Consider the following 16,810-nt stretch of genomic DNA (forward strand, 5'->3'; position numbering starts at 1 on the left):
GTACGGCGAGACTCACTGCCGCCAGTTGCACCAGGGCACGGATGAGACCACGCGTCGGACCACGGATATCGGACCGGCTGCGAACGGTTCTTCACCCGACGCGCGAAGGTATCGGGTTGGCGTAGGGCTCAGCCTTCGCCCCTGACGCCAGTTGGCCCAGGTGCCGCACCCTGCTCCTCTCATCCAAGTGGGGACGAGGCACTGATCTCCAGCACCCGGAAGCCGACCGCCCCTCTGCCCCTGGAACGGCCCCTTTCCCACGGGGCCGGGCCCTCAAGGAGAGCGCATGTCCACCCTTGGCTCGTTACTGGTGGCCGAGCCCGAACTCAAACTCACGTTTGCTTGGCCGCGAAACCCTGCCCCCCACCACACCGCGAAGATCGCCGGGCTGGCCGTCCTTTCCTCGACGGAGCTGATGGAGGCCGGCAGGACGCGTACTCTTCCCGCGGGCTCCCTCGTGCTGGTCATCGGAGAGATGCCCTTCCGTGTCCGGGGCCGCATCGCAGCCGCTCTGGAAGCGCTGCTGCAGCAGATGGCTCTCGACGAATGCGTTGGACTGGTCGTCAGCACCGCACCCGGGCAGCCAGGCCATCAGCCGTTCCCGCAGTCCATCCGGGATCTCTCCGACAGTCTCAGCATCCCGCTGATGGTGACCACGGCGCAGAGCGACCGGTGGACTCATGCGGATGCCAGAATCCAGCACGACCGCCTCAACGTGGCTGAACACCGTGCCGAACAGCTACATACCCTCGTCCAGCAGCTACCCAGCCAGCTCGCCGACCCGAAAGCGATGCAGCGCATCGCGGACTGGCTGGCCCGCGCCCTGAGCGTCCAGGTCCTCGTCAGCGAGACGGAACGTGTCCTTGCTGCCTCACCGGCCACCGCCGCCGAGCATCTCGCCCACGCGATCATCCGGCAGTCCGTGGACGGCAGCATTCCCGACACCGGCCCGCACACCCAGCTCATCCCGCTCGCACCAGCCACCGGCACGCAAGCCGTCCTCGCGGTCGCCCGAAGATCCCCTTTCGACGACAGCGAACTACGCCTGCTTCAGCACGCTGCCAAGTTGCTCGGCCTCGTCGAGCAGGCATGCCGCGAATATCGTGCGGTGGCCACCGCATCGCATGCCGCAAGGCTCGCAGCAGTCGAACTCCTCCTGGACGGCGAAGTCAGCAAGGCCCGCAGGATCATGCAGAACCTCCAACCAGGCCTGCTCGACACCGACATGGCCCGTGTCCTCATAGTCGAGACTTCAGCCACCCGACGAGACGCCACCCTGCGCCGCTGCGAAACGGTCGCCGCCGGCCGGGCCCTCGTCGTCGCCGACCCACAACGACGCGACCGGGTCCTCATCATCCACCCTGTCTGGCTTGACGAGCCCGCCGACAGCGTTGTCGGCGAACTCACCCGGCTGGTCTGCGCTCTCAGGCCCGGCGCCTCACTGGGCGGCAGTGGAACTTACTCTCTGTCCCTGCTCACCGACGCCCTCAACGAAGCCACGATCGCCGCCCGGTTCGCCGTCCACGACCCAGGCTCAGTAGCCCTTTCCGTGCAGGAAACGGACCTGGTCACCCTGCTGTCACCTCACGAGTCACAGCGGTGGGCCCGGGAAATCCTCAGACCCCTGATGCAGACGGACGCCTGGGACCTGCTGCGGGACACGCTGCCGATCGCTCTCGCCTATCCGTACACCGTCGCCGCACGCCGCCTCGACTTGCACCGCAACACGGTGATGAGGCGTATGACGCGGGCCGCAGAGCTACTGGGCAGGGACTTCACCTCCCTCACCGACCGCATCACTGTCGCCCTTGCGCTCGAAGTCGTCACCCACCGACAACCGTCGGATGTTCCCTCCGAACCACGCGACACCGGAACACCCCAACTACACACACTGCTCGACACCCCCCAGATCCGCGCCTGGGCCGACTCGCTGCTGAGCACCGCCCGCTCGGACCGAAGGGACCTACTTGCCACGGCATCGGCCTGGCTCACCGCGGACGCGCACCTCGAACCGACCGCACGCGAACTGGGCCTGTCGGACGTCACCGTCCGTTCCCACCTCAGAGCCCTGGAAGCCCACCTGGGCCGCGACCTCTCGTCGCTGGACGGATTGCGCGACCTGTACGTCGCCCTGAACCTCACTACGGGCAAACTCAACGCCGTAGGCGCCAGCCAGGGCCTGCACGCGGTCGCCTGACCCGACACCGATTCCTGCAGCACCCGGCGCATCAAGCTGCCCAAAAACCGCGCGTTCCGAGTTCCCAGATTCATTAGTCGACATTCCAACGAGTTCCTAACGTAGCGCCAGTTGCTCCACTCGAATATGGGCCAACTCGGCTTGGACGGAAAGAATGCGTGAGACGGCCCCCCATTGGCTTTATCCACGACTCTGAACAGCAGATGTTCAGCTCGACGGGAGGCACCCGTTTTGCGCCGGAGACGATGTTCACGAGATTGGGCAGCACCCGGCAGGCATCCAAATTGATCGTGACGTAGAGCCGTCGTACGCCTCAGTAGCGGCCGATTCCGTGACGGGTGGACGTCACGCTGTGCGCCTCGCTGCGCGGGCCGCACGGCGCCGCCACGCTCTTGATCGGCACCGCCCGGAGCAATACACGGCGTCGCATCGTCTGTCTCCGCCGGCGAATGTGAGCTGCCCGCAGACCGGGCAGGTCAGCAGCCAGATCATGCCGGTGTCGCCGTTCCACTCCGCCTCGCCAAGCATCAGCCCGAGCCCCCAGATCCGCTCTGCGACCTGCCTGTCCCGGTACGCCTGGGCACGGCAGGCATCATCGCAGTACCGGCGCCGAGCCGACGCGCTCAGCGGCAGCCTGGGCGCCGCAGGAGGCACAGAACCGGCGACGGCCCATACCTCAAGGATCTCTCTCGTGGCGTCTCCAGAGGCATGCCGGGCTCCTCGGTGCCGTCGGAACTCGTGAACAATCCGAGCCCGCCAGATGCTCCAGGTACCTCCCCGACAGCTGTCAAAGCGCTGCCCGAACTCGTGGACAGAGCCACTCACACAGATGCGATCGCGAGGCCCCTACCAGGGCATCCGGAGATCCGAACATGGCACCTGAACCGGCCGTCTCCGCGGGCGACTGTCTTCTGGTGTCTGAATTGAGGGCGTTCCAACTGAAATTCCCGGAAAGCCATTTAGTGACAATCGACTGCCGCTTCTGAGGCTTGGAAACCAGCCTTCCGACCGTGCGGGTGTGCAACTCCGTAAAGGCCACCGGTACGGAAAGTGCACCTCGCCACCGCAAACAGGCCCGATGGTGCACAACCTAAAGGCCACACCCTGCGAATGGTGCATCCGCCTAATGGTGCTGTCCCGCGCATATGCATAGCGTTGCCTGTGCAAGCCCAGCCGGACCCCCGTATTCCGACGCCGCGCATGGCAGCTGCCATGCGCGGCAGGATGCACCTGGGTCGAGCCCCTCGTACCGGCCGCACGGCAGGGCAGCACATGCGGAGTCGAGTCGCCGCCCCTCTGGAAAGAGGGGCGGCAACCCACAGCGCCCCACCAGAGCAAGGACCGAAACGAAACCGCTAGTGGAGCTCCGGCAGCGTGTTGCGAGCACGCCGCCGCGGCCAGAATAGACCTGCTTGCCCCGCAGACAGCACGTCCCTGCCGGCCAGCGTCTCCTGGCACAGAGCTCCCCGCACACGTCAGGGAGACACCTGTGCCCAAAATCAAAGCACCACGCCGCCTGGCGGCCGTGGCGGCCGCCGCCGCCGTGATTCTCGGCGGCGCGATCGCTACCGCACCGACAGCCTCCGCGGCGAGCTACCACTGCAAGACCAGCAGCGCATCCGTCGACAACCCGTCCTACAACGGCCCGTGGGCGGACAACTACAACTTCTCCGTCTCGCTGTGCGCCAAGCGTTCGGGGGGCTACATCTACACCTACGCCAAGGTCAGCTTCGAGGGCCCCATCATGTACGTCAACGAGCCCTCCACCCTCGACGCGGCGCGCTTCCACCTCGAGACCAAGAAGTCCGTCTCCGGCACCGACCCCGTCGTGAAGTCGGCGAACTTCACCGGCATCGAGTACAAGCTCGAGCACGGCAACTTCGCCGGCAACGGCAGCTACACGACCGGGACGATCAAGTACAAGGCCGCCTCCGGCTACCGGTACCTCGCCGACGGCTACATCCAGCTCGACTGGAACCACGACGGCAAGGCATACCGCACCACCAACTTCGCCGCGTCCCCGACCGTGTAGCACAGGCGCCCCGCTCGATTCGACTCCCGGCCAGCAGTCCCCCTGCCGGGCCGGGCCGAGGCCGAGACCGCTGTCCTGCCAGCGCGTGCCCGCATGTCCCCTCCACCTCTGCGGGCGTACTCAGCTTCCCGAGGGGTGCCGTCATCCCCCGACGGCACCCCTTCCCACCCCCCTTCCACCGCCAGCGGCCCACACCCGTGTCGCCGGCGGCCGCCTGGAGCTGCCCGTGTCCACCGCACCGATTGCCGTCGCCGCCCCGACTCCTCCCGTCACCAGGCCAGTGCCGGCCCGCTGGCCACCCGTCGTCTGGGCCCTGCTCCTGACCACATTCGCCGCTCGCGGTGGCGGATTCGTCTACCCGTTCCTGTCCTATCGCTTGGACGGCCTTGGCCTGACGTCGTCCGCGGCAAGCATGGTGCTGGCCGCGTTCGGCGCCGGATGGCTGGTGGGACAGGCGCTGTGCGGCTGGCTGGCCGATCGCCTCGGCCGTCGTGCCACCCTCGTCAGCGCCATGCTGCTGGCCGCAGCAGCCTTCCCGGTGCTGGCTCACCTGCAGACGCCCGTCGCGCTGACCGCGGCCGCAGCGGTGTCCGGCGCGGTCTACGACGCGCCACGACCGGTCGTCGCCGCGGTGGTCGCGGACCTCATCCCCGGCGAGGCGGGCCGGGCCAAGGCCAACGGCTGGCGGCACTTCGCCACCAACGCTGGCGCCGCCACCACGGGAGCCGTCGGCGGCGCACTCGCCGGCCGCACCGGCATCCCATTCCTGTTCTGGGCCAACGGCGCCGTGTGCGCCGTGATCGCCGTCCTCATTCTCTCTGTCCTTCCCCGCACCCCACGCACGGCCGACACCGAGGCCGGCCGCTTCCGCGAAGCGCGCACCGACCCGCGCTTGTGGGTGCTCTGGCTCGCCAGCCTTCTGACCCTGATCCCGGTCGGCGCGCTGTTCTCCGCGCTGCCGCTGATGATGGCCTCCGACGGACTCGACGCCGCCGCCTACGGCTGGACCCAGGTCACCAGCGCCGTCGCAGTCCTCGCACTCTCCCCGCTCCTGAACCCCCTCCTTGCCCGCCGTGCAGCCCGCCCCCATGCGATGGTCGGGCCCCTCGCACTCAGCGGGATGGTTCTCGGCGCCGGACTCGGCTCCGCGGGCCTTGCCTCCACCACCCTCGGCTACAGCGCCGCCGTTTTCCTCGCCGTTCCCGGCGAGATCATCGCGTTCGTCGCGGCCGGCGACATCCTCAACCGCATCTCACCCCCGCGCGCCCGCGCCACCTACGCAGGAATCTGGGGCACCACCCTGGCCGCCGCCGTCATGTGCGCCCCCGCCCTCGCAGGCTGGTCCCTCACCCACGGCGGTACCGAACTCACCGCGCTCACCACGCTGGCCAGTGGATTCCTCGGCGCCGCGGCGTGCCTACCGCTGCACCGACTGCTGCGCCACTCCCGCGCACAGACGGCTGACCTGTCATGACCACCGCACAGCCGACAACGGTGCCCCTGGTTGGATCGGCCCGGTTGCGGTACCGGGACGTTCTGCGCGAGCCGGAGGCAAAGCAGCTGCTGGCCGGCACGCTCATGGGCCGGCTGCCGAACGGGATGGCACCACTCGCCATCGTCCTCGCCGGCACGCACGCATACGGTCCCGCGAGCGGGGCGGTGCTGGCGGCGCTCTACCTGCTGGCCAGCGCCGTCGGCGGCCCCCTAATTGGCTGCCAGGCCGACCGGCACGGGCAGACCGCGGTGTTCGCCGTGAGCGGCCTCATCAGCTGTGGTGCCCTGGTCGCTGTCGCGGCCGGGTCGAGTCGGCTCTGGCAGGTGGCCACCGCGGTGACGGTCGCCGGAGGACTGAAGCCTCCGCTGGAGGCCGGTCTCCGGTCACTGTGGGGGACAGGCCCGGGCTCCGTGATGCCGTCCCGTGCTCACCAGCGCACGGCCCTAGCCCTGGACGCCGCGAGCCAGGAACTGATCTACATCGCCGGCCCCATCGTGGTCGCGGTCATTGTCCTGGTGGCCTCACCGTCGGCGGCGCTCCTGGTGACAGCCGTCCTCGGCATAGCGGGCATCGCGCTGGTCGTCACGACACGCACCTCCCGTTCCTGGACCCCCGTCGACGACCGCCCAGGGGACTGGCTGGGGCCGCTCAGGTCCCCGCACCTGCGCACCCTGTACGCCGCCATGACCTGCATCGGCGTTCCGATCGGCGCCATCACCCCCCTCGCGATCAACGCAGGCACCCGCTACGACGCCCCCTGGCTGGTCGGAGGCCTCCCCGCCGTGCTGTCCACCGGTGCAGTCCTCGGAGGCCTCGCCTACGGCGCACGGCCCTGGCCCGGCACCACACCCCAACAACTGATCACACTCGCTGCCCTGTTCAGCGCGGGATGGCTCGCTGTGAGCGTGTCAGGCGGCCCCACCGCGGTGTTCGCCGCAACGGCCGGCACCGGTCTGTTCATGGCACCTCTCCTTGCGGCCGCATTCGCTGTGACGGGGGCCCTCGCCCCGCGCGGCACCGTCACCGAGGCGCACGCCCTGCTCGTGGCCGCCCTCGATCTCGGCTGCGCCCTGGGTACCGCGGCCACCGGACTCCTGCACCCCCTGTTCCTCCCCACCGCCACGGCAGCCGGCGCCCTGATCCTGCTCACCGCTCGCCGAAACCTCGCCGACCACGGTGGCACCCGGACCACACCTCCCAGCGCACCCCCTGCTTCCCTGGAGGCGACCACGTGAGCCCCTTCCGCCTGACCCGCACCCTGCCCGAGGACGCCACCGAGGCCGCGCTGCGCGCCGACGTCCTGCACGGCCTGACCTGCTCGCCCAAGACGCTGCCGCCGAAGTGGTTCTACGACGCGCACGGCAGCGAGCTCTTCGACAAGATCACCGAACTGCCCGAGTACTACCCCACCCGGGCGGAGCGCGAGATCCTGGCCACCAGGGCCCCCGACATCGCCCGCGCGACCGGCGCGCGCACCCTCGTCGAACTCGGCTCCGGCTCCTCCGAGAAGACCCGTCTCCTCCTCGACGCGCTGCCCGGCCTGCACACCTACGTGCCGGTCGACGTCAGCGAGAGCGCCCTCACCCAGGCCGGACACGCGCTGATCGCCGAACGCCCGCACCTGAACATCCACGCACTGATCGCGGACTTCACCACACAGCTTCTCCTGCCCCGCGCGCCGGAACCGCGGCTGGTGGCATTCCTCGGCGGCACCATCGGCAATCTGCTGCCCGCCGAACGCGCCGCGTTCCTGACCTCCGTACGGGCCCAGCTCTCCCCGGGCGACGCGCTGCTGCTCGGCACGGACCTGGTCAAGGACGAGTCGGTGCTCGTCGCCGCCTACGACGACGCGGCCGGAGTCACAGCCGAGTTCAACAAGAACGTCCTGACGGTCGTCAACCGCGAGCTCGGCGCCGACTTCGACCCGGCCGCGTTCACCCATGTCGCCGTCTGGGACGCCGAGCACGAGTGGATCGAGATGCGGCTGGTTTCGCGGACCGAGCAGACCGTGAAGATCCCCGCCCTCGACCTCGCCGTCGACTTCGCGGCCGGCGAGGACCTGCGCACCGAGATCTCCGCGAAGTTCCGCAAGGACGGAGTGCGACGCGAACTCGCTGCCGCCGGATTCGACCTGACGCAGTGGTTCACCTCGCCCGGCGAGCTCTACGGACTCGCCCTCGCCGCCCCGTCACGACCTGCGCCGGCACTACGCCCGGCGGCCGATCGCATCACCGCCTGCGTCCGCTGACACCACCCAGCCCCCAACCCATCCCCAGTCTGGAGCAGCAGATGGACACGTCCTCGCTCACCGTCACCTCACCGCCGCCCGACCCGGCCGTACTGTCCGGCGGCCGCGTCGCCGTGGTCGCCCCGTTCAGCTCCGGCCAGTACTACAGGGCCGAATTCGTGCACCGGGGCTGGGAGTGCGTCGCGGTCAGCTCCGCAACCGCTGCACTGCCTCCCCTCTACCGAGGCGGCATCGCACCTGTCGGCTACCAGGGCGTCGTCACGCATCACGGGGACCTCGACGAGACCGCGCAGACCCTGCGCAGGCTGCGTGTCACCGCAGTGGTCGCCGGCACAGAGATCGGGGTCCCGCTCACGGAGCAGCTCGCCGCCCGCTTGGACCTGCCCGGCAACGACCCGAACACCTCCCACCTGCGCCGGGACAAGGGCGCCATGGCGGCCGCGCTCACACGGGCCGGCCTGGACGCACCCCGCAGCCTGAGCACCGACCGGCTACAGGACGCGCTGTCCTGGGCCCAATCCCTCCCGGGCGTCGGGGACTTCGTGGTGAAGCCGGCCGACAGCGCGGGATCCGACGGCGTTTGCTTCTGCGCGAGTCACGACGACATCCGGGCCGCCTGGAAGCGGCTCCACCTGATCCCGAACGCGATGGGCGGGACCAACAACTGCCTGGTCATTCAGGAGCGGCTCCGCGGCTCGCAATACGTCGTCAACAGCGTCTCGGCCACGAACCTGCGGGGCGCTGCCCGGCACACGGTCACCGAGTGCTGGGCCGACCGCCGCACCCCCGGCACCCACCTCTACGACCGTCTCGACCTCCTCCACCGCAACCGGCTCGTCCCGCGTGTGCTGACGGACTACACCGTGCGCGTCCTCGACGCCCTCGGCATCACGAACGGGCCTGCCCACACCGAGGTGATGTACGTACCCGGCCGGGGCCCGGTAATGATCGAGACCGGCGCCCGGCCCGAGGGCTTCTACGATCCGCACTCCATGCGCGAGGCGACCGGCAGCGACCACATCCGCGACGCCGTCCACGCCGTCGTCACCGGCAAGCCCCGCCGGCTGGCCGCCGACCGGCCCCGGGCCACCGTCGCGAAGATCTCACTGATCGCTCCGTACGACGGTGTCCTCGACGGGGAGTTCGTGGAGCGGCTGCTGAGCCTGCCGACGGTCCGCGGACACGTCGGCGCGCTCGAGCCCGGCGGCCGCGTCCAGCGGACCGTCGACCTGCTGACTTCACCGGGTCGGCTCACGCTCGCGGCGGAAGATCCGAGGGAGATCGACCACGACCATGCCGTCATCCGCGCCATGGAGATCTCCGGCCTCTACCAGGGCGGCGCGCGATGAGCACGCACATTGCAGCGGACTCACGCCCCTTCGCTGCCCAGCCCTGGCCGCCGCTCGGGCTGAATCAGGCCAGCGCGGGCTCCCGTCTGCAGCAGGCCATCACCGCGGCCCAGGCCCAGGACCGGTGCGCGCTGGGCATGTATCTGCCGGTCGGCTATCCGAACCGGCTGATCGGCCTGGACGCCCTGCACCTGCTGGCGCAGTCCGCGGACGTGATCGAGCTGGGCGTCCCGCACCACCACGCCGACGGTCTGCTGGACGGCTCGGTCATCCAGCAGGCCTCCCGGACCGCTCTGGACGCAGGCTTCCGCATCGAGGACCTCTTCGCCGCGGCACGCGAGCTGTCGTCGAGCTCACCGGCTGCGCTGGTGGCGATGTCGTACTGGCAACCCGTGCACGCCTACGGGCCGCTGCGGTTCGCGGCGGCCGCATCCGCCGCCGGCATCGACGCCGTCCTGATCCCCGACCTGCCCATCGAGGAAGCGACACCGTGGCTGGCCGCTGCCTGGGCAACCGGCCTCGGCGCCATCCCTCTCGTCTCTCACCGCACCCAGCCGGACCGCCTGGCCCGCACCGTCGCCGCGGCCACCGGCATGCTCTACGCGGCCGCCACCGACGGAGCGACCGGCAACCCTCAGCCCGTCAGCCCCCGCCTGCCCGGCTTGATCACCCGCATACGCAATCTCACCAGCCTGCCGGTGGCCACCGGGATCGGGATCTCCACCCCCGCGCAGGCCCGCACCGCAGCCATCTGGGCCGACGTCGTGGTCGTCGGCTCCGCCGTCATCCGCCGCATGGAGGCCAACCCGCGCGCACAGACCGCCGCCGCGGCCGCCGCCGGCCGCGACTTCGCCGCCGCCCTCCGCCCCCGAACCGACCAGACCACCCGAGAGGCCACCGCATGACGCTCCTGTCCGTACGAGAGTTCCGGGGACCGGAAGCCATGGACCTCCTCACGGGGAAGTGGCGGGACCTCTATGCCGACGACCGCTGGCAAACTCCCTTCCAGTCCGCGAACTGGCTCACAGCCTGGGCCCGACAACTCCCCCGCACGGCGACCCCGTTGGTGCTGGCGGCAGTGAGTCCGACCGGGCGGATCGTCGCTGCTCTGCCGCTGGCCAGACATGAAGACAGGACGCGTCTGCGGATCTCAGCGCTGTCCGGGCCGCACGCACCGTGCCTGCGCCCCATCGGCCCGCACGCCAACGACCAGGCGGTCGCCCGAGCTTTCGCCTTCCACCTACTGCTGGCCGCTGAACAAGAGGACACCGACGTCGCCCTGAAGGCGGTCGACGCCGACAGTCCCCTCGGCCGCGCGCTGCATCTCGTCGGCGCGGACATCTCCTGGACCCGCACTGCACCGGCGCGCACTGCAATCCTGGTGCCGGTCCGCTACGACTCCCTGACGCCCTCCGTGCAGCGGGAGCACGCACGGCGGCGGCGGACCTGGACCCGCCTCGCCGCCAGCCACACGATCACCTACACCAGGACTCGGCACTCCCAGGACCTCGCGGCAGCGACCACGGCGTGGGCTGATCTACGGCGTCGCCACGACCCGCTGCAACATGACGCGGGAGCGGGGGACTGGCGAGCCGTCCTGGAAGAGGTTGGTGCGGCCGTGGCCTGCATCGCCACTCTGCACGTGGACAGCACCGTGATCGCAGCACAGCTGTGCCTGACCCGCGGCCCCCACTGCTACACCCTGCCCCTCGCCACCGACCCGGCCCGCCGACATCTGGCCCCCGGCCACGCCCTGCTGCGCCACCTCGTCGACGACCTGGCCGCAGACGGATTCCACACCCTGCACCTCGACCCCACCACCAGCCGGCAGTACGTGGGCCGAGGCCAGTACGGGGCAGCGCACCCGGAGGCACGGACCCCGGCCCGCTCCGCGGCGGCCTGAAGCACCTCGGCAGCAGGACCTGTTCCAGGAGGAGGAACACCCGCATGACCACCCCGAGCGCCGGCAGCGACGACGACTTCGTCCCCCAGTACACGGCACCGGCCTGGTACACCACCCAGTCCTGGAGCGGCATCGCGGACGCGAACACGCCGATCCCCTGGCACTCTCTGGGCGCCGTCCCAGCGCCGCCGGAGCCCGGTTGCCATGTCTGCCAGGCGCACCCGGCGACCCGCGCAGAGATAAGGTCCCACACCGGGCTGGTCCTGTGGGGACAGACCCGCACCATCACGACGCTGCTGTGTCGGCAGTGCGGCATCTCCCTGGTGCGCACCATGACGACCAGGACGCTGTGGCAGGGCTGTTGGGGCATCCTCAGCCTGTTCTTCCACACCCCCGCGGCCCTGCTCCACAACCGGTCCGCCCACCGGCAGTTCAGGGCTCTGCCGACGTCCGTGCCGGCGCCCGGGCGGACGTCCCTCGCGCCGGGGAAGCCCGTGCTGCTACGGCCGCAGGCGTACGTCGCGCTCATCCCCGCCGCCTGGGCGGCGGCACTCATCGTCCATCTCGTCACGGGATAGCCCGGCAACGGAAAAGGGGCGGTCCACGGCCACCAGGCCGAGCCGCCCCACAGCCGTACGGCCTGGTCGCCACCAGTCCGACTGCCGCCCAAACGCCAGCACGAGGGTCGCACCCCTCCACCAGCAACGGTTCTACGCGAACCACAAGACCTTCCGGACCTGACCTTCCGGCCTCGCACAGCCCCGAGGCGAACCCCGAGACGGACTCCATGATGCCCGACCACACCACCGGCCGCCACGCTTCTCAGAATCACGACTCCAGCACGAACTCCCAGACAACCGCGGTGACTTCATCACGCAGGGTCAGGCGGTTCGAGCTGATCACGGAACGGGACTCTCAGGAGATTGGGACCACCACTTCACGCCAGCTCCGCCGCGCCGACGCCTTCCTCGCCGCAGCCCGGTACATGGTGCAGGACCACCCCAACGCCGGAGCGACGACCATGCGCCTGGCGACCGCGTTCGCCGCGCGCATGCACCGCAGCCGCCATGGCCACGTCGCCTTCAACCTCGAAGCCACAGTCCGCGAGCTCGGCCTCAGCCGCCGCACGGTCCTCAACCATGCGCGCTACCTGCGCGAACTGGGCCTTATCGCCTGGGTCGAGCACGGCTCGAAACGCAACGTCCTACGCACCCGCCGCGGCGGCGTCTTTGGTCCCGGCGACGGCTACCGGGGTACCGCCACCATCTACGCCCCTGTCGCCCCACCCGCCTGGGACCACGCCCACGGCCACCGCATCCGTGGCGCCGGCTACCGGGCCCGGCTCATCGGCTACACGGACAAGGGCCGCGACCGGGCCGTCGCAGCCGCCCGGTCGCGGGCACGACAGGCACGACGGGCACGCACAACACCACGGAAGCGCTGCACCCCTTCTGTTGTGGTCACCTCAGCCCCATCTCCTCTGCAGGTAGACACGGGGGAAATGAAGAACATGCGACGCGCCCGCAAGCAGACCGATGCCCGCTGCACGTCTCGTTCGCCGATCACGCCGGGGGAATGCCGGCAGGCCATCGCTCTCACCGAGCAGGTTCAACGTGAGGTGTGGTGGCTCTACAACGCCTGCTCCCGCCGCATCGCGTACGCCCTGCGCCCGCTCATCGCGGCCGGGTGGACCGCTGTGCAGCTGGCTGCCGAACTGGCCACCTGGGGAGTCCCTGCCCGCCTGCAGGACCCTGCCGCCTACGTCCACCACGAGGCCGGTCGACGCCAGCGTCTCGGAGAGCTCCCGCCCGCACCTGCAGGACCCTCCACCGCGCCCCGCGGGGATGACGGTGCCCGGTACGAGGCGATGCTCCGCGACCGTGCCCGCAGCATTCCTGCCTGGCAGCGCTACGTCCAACTGGCGCGGCCCCGGCTCCGTGCCGATCTGGCCGAACTGCGCGAGCGGCGACGCGTGCAGGCTGCTGCTGGCGCACCGGTCTACCGGCCCGTTCTGCGGGAACCTGAAGAGGCCTTCTTCGCATCGCTCCCGGCCGATTCGTGGGTCGACACTCCGACACCGCGTGAAATCTATGCGGCCCGAGCAGAGCGCCGCACTGCCGGCCGAGGGCGGGTGCTGTCTGCCACTGACGATGCATGGCAGGAGCATCTCCGCGATCACGTGGCAGCAGCGCAGGCCTGTGAGAGGTTGCGCGCCCGGTGGGAGAGAGAGTCCGCTGACGTGCTCGATGGCGCCGTGGTCGGTGGGCCGGACGACGATCCCTGTTGGCGAGATGTACGCGAATAGACAGTGCCCGTGCGCCCGGCTCCGGGACCCGGCGGATTCTGATCAGGCCGCTGCCAGTTCCCTGTGGGTCCTGTCGATGAACTCGGCGACGGCGGTGCTGTCCTTCTTCCACGGCTCCAGTTCGGTGGCGAGGCTGCGGAGGTAGCCGTGGGCCCTGGTCGAGGACACGTTGACCAGTACCTCCAGTGCGCGGGAGCCGACCTGCAGACTCTGTTCGAGGTCGCCGTCCTGGAGGTGGGTGCTGGCCAGGACGGACAGCCGGATGCCGACGGCTCGGGTGAAACGGCCGGACGGCATGGCGTCGGCCTGGCTGTTCCAGGTCCTGGCTGCTTGCGGCTGCCCGAGGTCGCGGTAGATCTTGGTCGCGTCGGTGGCGAGCCGGGCGTGCGTGAAGTAGGACAGCCACTCCGGATCGTGGCTGCCGGGCCGGATCGAGCCGAGGAGTTCCTCGGAGCGGGAGAGCGCAGCCCCGGCTGCGTTCGCGTCGCCGGCGCGGCCGTAGGCGCGCGCCTCGGCCAGTTTGGCGAAGGCAAGGACCCGTGGCGCAGCTGCGTGCTTGGCCCGCTCGAAGGCGGCCTCGGCCATGTCGGCGGCCTCGTGGGGATATCCGCGGAGCATGGTCTGGAGGGACATCGTGGTCAGCACGTAGGCACCGGCCTGGACGTCTCCTGCTGCCCGGGCGAGGCGTAGCGCCTGCACGAAGCGGCGCTGCGCTTCTTCGTGGCGGCCGGAGTCGAAGGCAGCCCAGCCTGCGACGCGTGAGAGTTCGGCGGTCGCGGAGAACAGCTCTTTGCCGACGGCTTCGGTGTAGGTGCCCGAAAGGAGGGGAGCGGCACGCAGGCGGAGGCATTCGGTGACGGAACTGGTCTTCCAGTTGCCCCCGCCGAACTTGGAGTCCCACCGGCGGGCCTCGTCAGCGGCGTGCCACAGCTCGGTCAGATCGGTGCGGCCGACACGACGCCCGCCCTGGTGGGCGGTGGCCGCGTCGGTGGGCTGGGTGAGCCACCGGGTGACGGGTGTGGTGAAAGCGGAGACGGCGAAGCCGTTGCTCAGGAAGTTTCGGCGGTCCACGGTTCTCCAGAAGGTCGCGGCGACGCTGATGGCGTCGGAGGGAGCGCGGGGGAAATCCAACCCCAGGTCGCCTTTGCCGCGTTGACGCTCGAACATGCCGATTTCCTCGACTGCGACGGGCCGCCCGAGACGTTCTCCCAGCGCAGCGGCCACGAACCGGAGCACGGGGGCTCGGGGGATCATCCCAAGCTTCACCCAATTGGAGACACTGGTATGGCCGTACGCGGTCTCATGACCGGCTGCCCGGGCGATCTCGTTGATCCGGTGAGCGAGGGACTTGTGACTGGCCCCGGACGCTTTGATGAGGCGTTCCAGCTCCTCGTTCGGTTCCTGCGAGCGTCGTGGCGTGCCTGTCACAGAGCCCCCAAAGGGTCGGGGCCAAACGCCCCGTCGTCCTGGAATGGGCACGAGCGTAGGGCGGCCAGGGCCCGCGGAACACCCCAGACACGGACTGTGATTTTTGGGCCCCCTCCGTGCGCCTGCGTCGCATCAGCCTGGCCTGGTCGGTGGACTTCACCCGGCGAGGCTCGGCTTTGTTTGCGCGTCACGCGGCGGCGAGCTCCAGGAGCTCCGGCACCCCCTGCTCCTGCCGGTAGGGCTGGAAGCGGGGGAGCAGGTCTCGGACGAGAGTCACGCACCGGGGGGCGCCGATGCGCTGCGCCAGGAGGAGCGATTCGGTGGCGGCGGCAGCGGCGGCCGCGGGTTCCTTGGCGGTGAGGTAGCTGGAGGCGCGGTAGGCGAGGAAGACGCCGCGGGTCTTGTCGCGGGCGGCGGGCAGGAGGTGTTCGCCTTCGGTGATGAGCTGGTGGGCGCGGGTGGTGTCGCCGAGGTCGAGGAGGGCTTGTCCGGTGTCCACGGCGAGGTCGGCCTCCGACATCCACGCGCACCAGGCGGGCCGGTCGGTCCGGGCGTCGCTGAGGTGGTGCTCGGCTGCGGCGATGGCCCGCAGGGCGGGGCGCTGTTCGCCCTGCGCGGCGAGGGTCCGGGCCAGGCGCAGTTGCAGCAGGGAGCGGGCGGCCGGGTGCCGGGCGCGGGTCAGCGCGCGGGTGAGGATGGCGGCCGCGGTGGGGTGGTCGTGGCGCCAGGCCGCCTGGTAGGCGAGGTCGCCCAGGACGCCGGCGCCCATGTCGGGGTCCGCGGCGGCGTGGGCGCTGTGCAGGCCGGCGACCCAGTACTGGCTGGCTGTGGTGTGGTGGCCCAGGTCGAAGCGGTGCCAGGCGACCGTCTGGGCGAGGGAAGCGGCCAGGGTGTGCAGGCGCAGGCCGACGGCGGGCGTGTAGCGGCCGTGTTCGAGGAGATCGGTCACCGTGGACAGGTGCGCGTCCAGCAGCGCCGCGGTGTGCTGGCGCTGCTCGGTAGGCAGCGCGGCCAGATGCCGGGAGGTGTCTTCCAGGAGGGCGACGAACTCGTCGCCGATGGGCCTGCCGTCGCGGGCGGGGGTGAGCGGACCGGCGTCGCTCTCAGCCCACTGCGCGGCCAGGACGGTCAGAGCGCTGGCGGAGATCGTCAGGAAGGTGCGACGTTCCATGGCTGTTCTCAGGGCCTCTCTCAGGGCGGGCACAGAGCTGAAGGGGCCCAGAGCAACCACGCCGGATGTCGTGAGCGGGATCCAGCCGGGCCAGTCGTCGCAGCGAACGGTTCCCGCCGGCAGGTCCAGGGCTTCGGCGATGTAGAGCTGCGACTCCTCGCTGGGTTCCACGCCCCGTTCCCACTTACGCACCCGTGCCCGGTCGGTGCCCGAGCGCAGCCCCCGGCGGCCGGCCGCGGCCCGGACCTTCGCCGCGAGCGCATCCTGCGTCAGGCTGCGTGCCATCCGTGCGACAGCCAGCGGGTGACGGGGCGTCTCTTCCACGCATCCATCAAATCACCGAGCGTGTACGGCTTGTGACGGATTGGCAGGATCGGGACTCCCGCGGGACTCCCTCTTCACCGTCGACGCGGTCGAACGTTTGAGCCCATTCTCTGAGTGTGGCCGCACCATCCACCACGGCCACCACACGCAAGAGGACACAGAAGGGAGGCGGGAGTCGTGCAGCCGGTCCGAGCGGTGTCCCACGCGGAGGGCGGTCCAGCGCAGGCGGCGCACGACCACCCGCAGCGCGGCCGCGAACAACGTCGTACGGAGCCCGTCCGGGCCCACCGTTTCCCGATGCGTGTGCGATCTGTGGGCCCCCTCTGTGCGCCTCCCCACACGCATCGGGCTCCGGTTA

The 16,810-nt window shown here is 70.2% G+C and carries 12 protein-coding genes; 10 read left to right on the forward strand and 2 right to left on the reverse strand.

Features of this window, described 5'->3' with window-relative positions:
• Positions 1-286: 286 nt before the first annotated feature.
• The 10 genes from ABZV34_RS24040 (at position 287) to ABZV34_RS24085 (ending at position 13,529) form a co-directional block, all read left to right on the forward strand.
• Complete coding sequence (locus ABZV34_RS24040; RefSeq protein WP_356280199.1) at positions 287-2,197, forward strand: helix-turn-helix domain-containing protein; 1,911 nt, start codon at positions 287-289, stop codon at positions 2,195-2,197.
• Between the two features lie 1,498 nt (positions 2,198-3,695).
• The gene (locus ABZV34_RS24045) at positions 3,696-4,229 is read left to right on the forward strand and encodes a hypothetical protein (RefSeq protein ID WP_356280286.1); all 534 of its coding nucleotides are present in this window, start codon (positions 3,696-3,698) and stop codon (positions 4,227-4,229) included.
• Positions 4,230-4,455: 226 nt separating this feature from the next.
• On the forward strand, positions 4,456-5,703 hold the full coding sequence (locus ABZV34_RS24050; RefSeq protein WP_356280202.1) for an MFS transporter: 1,248 nt from the start codon (positions 4,456-4,458) through the stop codon (positions 5,701-5,703).
• Positions 5,700-6,959 (forward strand): MFS transporter, encoded by a 1,260-nt coding sequence (locus ABZV34_RS24055; protein ID WP_356280205.1) that lies wholly within the window; start codon positions 5,700-5,702, stop codon positions 6,957-6,959. Before ABZV34_RS24050 ends, ABZV34_RS24055 begins: the two co-directional genes overlap by 4 nt.
• Entirely contained in the window at positions 6,956-7,972 is a 1,017-nt protein-coding gene (gene egtD / locus ABZV34_RS24060; protein WP_356280208.1) for an L-histidine N(alpha)-methyltransferase, read from the forward strand. Before ABZV34_RS24055 ends, egtD begins: the two co-directional genes overlap by 4 nt.
• 41 nt (positions 7,973-8,013) lie before the next feature.
• Complete coding sequence (locus tag ABZV34_RS24065) at positions 8,014-9,321, forward strand: hypothetical protein (protein ID WP_356280211.1); 1,308 nt, start codon at positions 8,014-8,016, stop codon at positions 9,319-9,321.
• The gene (trpA, locus tag ABZV34_RS24070; protein WP_356280214.1) at positions 9,318-10,226 is read left to right on the forward strand and encodes a tryptophan synthase subunit alpha; all 909 of its coding nucleotides are present in this window, start codon (positions 9,318-9,320) and stop codon (positions 10,224-10,226) included. The genes ABZV34_RS24065 and trpA overlap by 4 nt, the downstream gene beginning before the upstream one ends.
• A complete protein-coding gene (locus tag ABZV34_RS24075) occupies positions 10,223-11,224 on the forward strand; it encodes a GNAT family N-acetyltransferase (RefSeq protein ID WP_356280217.1) in 1,002 nt (333 codons plus the stop codon). Before trpA ends, ABZV34_RS24075 begins: the two co-directional genes overlap by 4 nt.
• 44 nt (positions 11,225-11,268) lie before the next feature.
• Positions 11,269-11,802 (forward strand): hypothetical protein, encoded by a 534-nt coding sequence (locus tag ABZV34_RS24080; protein ID WP_356280220.1) that lies wholly within the window; start codon positions 11,269-11,271, stop codon positions 11,800-11,802.
• Between the two features lie 209 nt (positions 11,803-12,011).
• Entirely contained in the window at positions 12,012-13,529 is a 1,518-nt protein-coding gene (locus ABZV34_RS24085; protein WP_356280223.1) for a hypothetical protein, read from the forward strand.
• 42 nt (positions 13,530-13,571) lie between these two features.
• On the opposite strand, the gene ABZV34_RS24090 is transcribed toward ABZV34_RS24085, so the two are convergent.
• Entirely contained in the window at positions 13,572-14,696 is a 1,125-nt protein-coding gene (locus ABZV34_RS24090; protein ID WP_356280226.1) for a sporulation protein, read from the reverse strand.
• A gap of 448 nt (positions 14,697-15,144) precedes the next feature.
• The gene (locus ABZV34_RS24095) at positions 15,145-16,413 is read right to left on the reverse strand and encodes an XRE family transcriptional regulator (protein WP_356280229.1); all 1,269 of its coding nucleotides are present in this window, start codon (positions 16,411-16,413) and stop codon (positions 15,145-15,147) included.
• Between the last annotated feature and the right edge of the window lie 397 nt (positions 16,414-16,810).

The organism is Streptomyces sp. NPDC005195, assembly GCF_040608315.1.
Taxonomy (GTDB): Bacteria; Actinomycetota; Actinomycetes; order Streptomycetales; family Streptomycetaceae; genus Streptomyces; species Streptomyces kaempferi.